This window comes from Carboxylicivirga sp., assembly GCF_982718395.1.
Window position 1 is genome coordinate 1 of record NZ_CEXQWX010000262.1, and the last position, 5,100, is coordinate 5,100.

At 35.4% G+C, this 5,100-nt stretch carries 7 protein-coding genes; all 7 read right to left on the reverse strand.

Going from position 1 to position 5,100, the window contains the following annotated elements; genetic code table 11:
• Positions 1–22 precede the first annotated feature (22 nt).
• Positions 23–385: a hypothetical protein gene (locus tag AC4MRQ_RS24825; RefSeq protein WP_491200428.1), complete on the reverse strand. Its 363-nt coding sequence runs from the start codon at positions 383–385 to the stop codon at positions 23–25.
• Between the two features lie 52 nt (positions 386–437).
• Positions 438–809: a hypothetical protein gene (locus AC4MRQ_RS24830; protein ID WP_491200429.1), complete on the reverse strand. Its 372-nt coding sequence runs from the start codon at positions 807–809 to the stop codon at positions 438–440.
• A gap of 80 nt (positions 810–889) precedes the next feature.
• Positions 890–1,933 carry an agmatine deiminase family protein gene (locus tag AC4MRQ_RS24835; RefSeq protein ID WP_491200430.1) on the reverse strand — a complete coding sequence of 348 codons (1,044 nt, stop codon included), beginning with the start codon at positions 1,931–1,933 and terminating at the stop codon, positions 890–892.
• A gap of 173 nt (positions 1,934–2,106) precedes the next feature.
• Positions 2,107–2,871 (reverse strand): metallophosphoesterase, encoded by a 765-nt coding sequence (locus AC4MRQ_RS24840; protein WP_491200431.1) that lies wholly within the window; start codon positions 2,869–2,871, stop codon positions 2,107–2,109.
• Between the two features lie 46 nt (positions 2,872–2,917).
• Positions 2,918–3,463 carry an RNA 2'-phosphotransferase gene (locus AC4MRQ_RS24845; RefSeq protein ID WP_491200432.1) on the reverse strand — a complete coding sequence of 182 codons (546 nt, stop codon included), beginning with the start codon at positions 3,461–3,463 and terminating at the stop codon, positions 2,918–2,920.
• A gap of 53 nt (positions 3,464–3,516) precedes the next feature.
• Entirely contained in the window at positions 3,517–4,035 is a 519-nt protein-coding gene (locus tag AC4MRQ_RS24850; protein WP_491200433.1) for a hypothetical protein, read from the reverse strand.
• A 156-nt stretch (positions 4,036–4,191) separates the two neighbouring features.
• Positions 4,192–5,100 (reverse strand): hypothetical protein (locus AC4MRQ_RS24855; protein WP_491200434.1); only part of this gene is annotated, 909 nt, incomplete at its 5' end.

The following is a 5,100-nucleotide window of genomic DNA, read 5'->3' on the forward strand; positions in this document are numbered from 1 at the left end:
AAAGGCTTGAATTTTCAATATATCAGACAAATAGTAAAACTGCAACCACCAAATAAAAACAGATATTAATTAGTGCTATAGTCTTAGATTTTAACTGTTCTTCAATACAATACCACAATAAGAAGCCACTTGCCAGGAATCCTATAATATAAATCATTGATAAAATTAAGATCCCAATACCAGCCATAGGATTGGGATCATCTAAATTATACAAGCTCTTACAACAGAAAACTGAAGATATCATCAAAACAATTGCAGCAACACTTATCAAGATTTCTCGCATCGAATAAGTATTAAAACCATCCACATCCACCTTGTCAGAACATCTCTCTGATTCTAACAACGGATGCCAGTTTTCCTTCTTTTCGTTATTACTAACCTTCATTATAAACTAAAGTTAGTCACCTTTTTAATCAAGAACTTAAAGGTGATTTCTATTAATCATGCACTTCTTTAGTGTTTTTCTTTATCATCTTCTTTACAATTCCTTGACTAATACGAAAGCCAATAATCACTGCTGCAAGACTAAAAATAAGATCTGAAAGATCAATTGTGAACAGGTCATCTCCAACATAATCGATTACTGCCTGATTATTAACCTGCAAACCTAATTTCCCAATCATCTGCCCCATAATTATCTCTTCCCATAGAAAATATACGAAGCCAAAAACAACTGCTCCCCCTATCCAAAACTTATCAGCAATTCGCAGGTATTTAAAGAGAACATACCCCATCATTCCCCATAAAAGCCCTTCAATTGCTATTGTTATTAACCCAAATAGTCCAATTAAAATTAGTTCCGAGTTCATTTTATAAATAATTAATATCAATTAGATGTCATCAATTCCCCCATTAAACCAAAGGGAATCATTATCAGAATAAAATCCTCTTACCTATTATCAGGTTGGTCATTGGTTATACAATGAACACCACCCCCATTATCACTAATAGCCTTACCATCTATCATATGTACATCTCTGTTTGGGAAATAGGATTCTAACAGGGATATTAGATACGCATTGTGCTCAGCATCGGGATCAGCCATGCCAACAACATATCCATTACCAACAAGCCAGTTTGGATCTCCGGGATACATCTTTACAGTCAGTCCTTCTTTTTTACAAGCCGCAGCAAAATTGTTTTCTATGGAAGTATTGTAGTCAGCAATTACAATTGTGCTATCGTTAATAAATCTTCCAATACCATCAATGTGACCTGTAGTAACATCTTCCGGGTAATAACCATAAGCCCAGATAATTTTAGACAAGCCAAGTCTGTTTTTCAGGAATTGTTCATGGTCGCTTTTTGAATAACCAGGATTTCGGAGATTTTGGCAATCATAGTTTATCACCAGGATGCCATTTCCATTAACTTCAACATTTCCTTTTTCCAGGATATAATCAGTATAATCATCAACCTCCATACCCAGATATTCGCCTATTTTCGTAGGAATTTCATTATCATTTGCATAGCCAATATCTGAATCTTCATCACCATACGAATTAAACTTCCAATTTTGGATTCTGAGATTATTTCCACCATCCTGATCTTCAACGTAAATTGGTCCGTTGTCACGCATAAATGCACCTTCTATTGGGTACACATGCCAAACAATATTAGCCTCATCTATACCATTATTCCGGAACTGAATAATTGCATCCTCTTTTTCTTGTTCTGTGTTTATAATAAGATTTACAGTTTCATATTGCTTGATCACTTTGATTACATCCATCATAGCTTGCCCCATTGAAACAGATAAAACACCACTTCCTAATTGTAGCCATGTTGATTTATGTGTTTCCCATTCAGCAGGAACTCTCACATTTTGAAATTCTGTGGGAGGCGTTGCTGTTTTAATAATGTTTTCACTGCTACTACAACCAATAAGAACTGCTAAAAGCAGAGGCATAAAATTTATAAACAAATGTTTCATACTAAAAATAATAAGTCCTACTCTTCAATCTGTTGACGACAATTGATTTTCAAATGCGCTACAGCGTATTAGTGTTTTATCCTTTGTTTAGCAAGATAACAAAATAGCTCAACAACAATTCTAAATCTTTCTTCTTACTTTAATTCTAACTAAAATGTGCTTTTGATGCATTCTTACTCCTTGGTATGTACGTCTATATCTAATATTAATTCCTTTTCGTAACCATTATATATATCAATTATATAGCCATGAGGGTTACAAATGACTTCCGTCTCTCCTATCATATATCTTGCTGGTTTATGTATATGACCGTGAATCCATAGTTTAGGTTGATGCTCTAATATAAATTCTTCCAGATCAGATGCATATGCCGACGAAACCGGGTCGTCTTTGAATTCATCAGGAATTGACTTAATACTTGGTGCATGATGTGTAACGACTACATTGAGTTTGTCTTTATTGTCTTTCAAACTCTTATCAAGCCAATTAAGCGATTCATTATGCATTCTATAAGTATCAATTGTTCTTAGTTTAGAGTATGAGGGATCGCGCCTTATTTTTTTGTAGTCATTCATTCTACCCTGGCAAATTATTCCATATTGACGTGGATTACCAAACAAAGAAAAATCAGTCCAAAGGGTTGCGCCATGAAAAGTAATGCCCTCTATTTCGATTGATTGGTTTTCAAGCACATGTATATAAGTATTTTCTGATAGTGCCTTAATTTTATTTAGCGTTTTTGGATATGAACCGTTGTAATATTCATGATTCCCCAAAACATAAATAACCGGCTTGTCTTTAATTGCGCTTTTGATCCACTCAATTCCTTTAATACCTAAATTTACATCACCAGCAAGAACAACCAGATCAGCATTACTGAATGTCAGTTCAGTTAAGCCAAATTCCTGGTGTAAGTCACTGATTATTTGTATTCGCATTGGTTAGTGTTTGTTATGGCACATGGTTTACAAATTCTCTAAAAATTCATTCAAAGTCTATATATTCAGATGATACAAAATCCGTAAGCCAAACTCCATTTGAAGAAAGTAAGAACTTCTTACCTTTTTGATTCATTTCTCCAGCTCTGATTGTCAGGACAATTGGTTTTCCATATCGCTGACCAACCTGTATAGCTGTACTTTTATTCTCAGACAGGTGAACATGATGCCTTTGACCTTTTAAAAGACCTTTTTCCTTAATTGATTCCAGGTTTTTATCAGCCGTACCATGGTATAACATGTCTGGCGGTGCCTGTTCTTCAAGTTTCAAATCAACGCCAATCGAGTGTCCCTGATTAGCACGAATTTTTGATAGATCGGATGTAAAAGCAAATCTTTTCTTGTCATTCGTTTCAACAATCTCTTTTAATCCTTCAAGGGTTAATCGTATACCGTTTACATTAATCTTCGTTAATAATACTTGAGTGTCTGCCCATCCATTCTCATCCAATTCCAGGTTAATTGTCTCGGGTTTGTGTCTCAATACCAGGCTTAAAAATTTACTAACTTTTGTCCGTTCGTTTTTTGTCATTATACTTATTTAAACACGAAGCACCACATGCTCACTAAGGCATATAGTTTACTTTATTTAAACCTCTTTTTTACTTTCCACTTTTTATATTCCTCGAGAAGGAATCCATAATTCGGGTACATATCTTGTTTTTTATCACCATCCCTATGGGCTTTAAGAATGGTCGTTAATATTTCTTCATCAAGCTCCACCCCTGTTCCTATCAAGTCAAAAACCAGATCTTTATCAATCATTTTTTTTCGCAGAAGCAGCCCAATCTTACTCAAGAATCTTATTCGGTAGCGGATTCCTTCAGAGATTTTTTCATTTGATTCGTCGTTGGTTAAATGATAAGTCACATTATAAAAGTTAACCCGATCTTCTTCCGTTCTAAATGCTCCCGATTCTAATTCTTTTTTGATTCTTTTAATTAATCGTCGTGCCTCATGTTGAATATCTGATCTATATTCTTCTTCGATTTTCCAATATGATTCAATTAACCTTTTTCTCCTTTTTTCAATAAACTCATATGAAATAAAGGCACCGATTGCTCCACTCAAAACTGATATTGCTACTTGAAGTAAAGGTTCCATATTGATTTTGTTTTTCTGGTTTATGGTTTTGTACCAAGCTATAAAGCATTGGTTTTAACCTTCCTTTTAATCAATTCATGATATAGTTTCAAATTACGTGCAGTTGTATGTCTTTCATTATAAAATAATCATCTGGCGTACCTTTTGTCAAGTGCTTTATTCATACATCGGATCTGCATGTTTGTAGCATTCCCTGATCTGATTATTTGTCATTAGATATATTTGAGCGTATGCCGGTCTGCTCTCTGAATATTCAGCAATCGTCTCCTTATTTCCTTCTATCCAGGCAATGGCCGCGTCAACAATACGTTTGTTCGCTTTGGCATGACCTGAATTACCATTACTTTCACCAACCATTCCTGCCAATTCCAATCTTGGTTCTGTAGCAAACACTATTTGCGAAAGCTTTGCATGGTATTCGCGCTCTTCGTTATTCCATTTGCTAAATTCTTCCGGCATGTACTTTTTTTCGATGCTATGCCTGCCCTCGTGTGCAAGCAATGACGCTTCGGTTCTGAATTGCTCGTATTTCGACAGGAAGGCCAGCTTTAATTCTGGTCCGTTCAACCCTTTTGAAGATAGTTCGTCGTACAGATCTTTTAATGCATCAAACTTTAATTTAGTTGTTAAACCATCGGACAATTCCAGTTGATTGGCAGATGAATTAGCCAGGAAATCATCAATTACTTTTTCTGTTCTCTTTCTTTCAATAGTGTCTGTTAGTGTTTTCCAGGCTTTAAACGGACCATTTAAATAAACTTCGCGAACACGAATGATTTCATTATCGGTTGCCCAACCGCCTATGGCTTTGTCTTCCCAAAACCAACTGGAATAACCATTGGAAGCCATCATATCTATCTGCGTGTAGGTAAATTCAGGTTGATAACCATATTGCTCAACTTTGGCCTTATCCTGATTTACAATGTGTCCAAGGCACAGAACATATCCGTTATGATTGCTTGTTCCACCTGTAAAGCCTCTTGCACCGTAATGCTTTTCAGTTGCATTCAGGAAATCACTTTCGCTGTATTCTTTTTGAGCCGTAAAAGAGAGTTGATTCCAAAG

What these genes read in the sequence shown, in the direction of transcription:
- AC4MRQ_RS24830 (WP_491200429.1), bottom strand. Translation starts at nt 809, where the DNA reads ATGAACTCGGAACTAATTTTAATTGGACTATTTGGGTTAATAACAATA.
- AC4MRQ_RS24835 (WP_491200430.1), bottom strand. Translation starts at nt 1,933, where the DNA reads ATGAAACATTTGTTTATAAATTTTATGCCTCTGCTTTTAGCAGTTCTT.
- AC4MRQ_RS24840 (WP_491200431.1), bottom strand. Translation starts at nt 2,871, where the DNA reads ATGCGAATACAAATAATCAGTGACTTACACCAGGAATTTGGCTTAACT.
- AC4MRQ_RS24825 (WP_491200428.1), bottom strand. Translation starts at nt 385, where the DNA reads ATGAAGGTTAGTAATAACGAAAAGAAGGAAAACTGGCATCCGTTGTTA.
- AC4MRQ_RS24850 (WP_491200433.1), bottom strand. Translation starts at nt 4,035, where the DNA reads ATGGAACCTTTACTTCAAGTAGCAATATCAGTTTTGAGTGGAGCAATC.
- AC4MRQ_RS24845 (WP_491200432.1), bottom strand. Translation starts at nt 3,463, where the DNA reads ATGACAAAAAACGAACGGACAAAAGTTAGTAAATTTTTAAGCCTGGTA.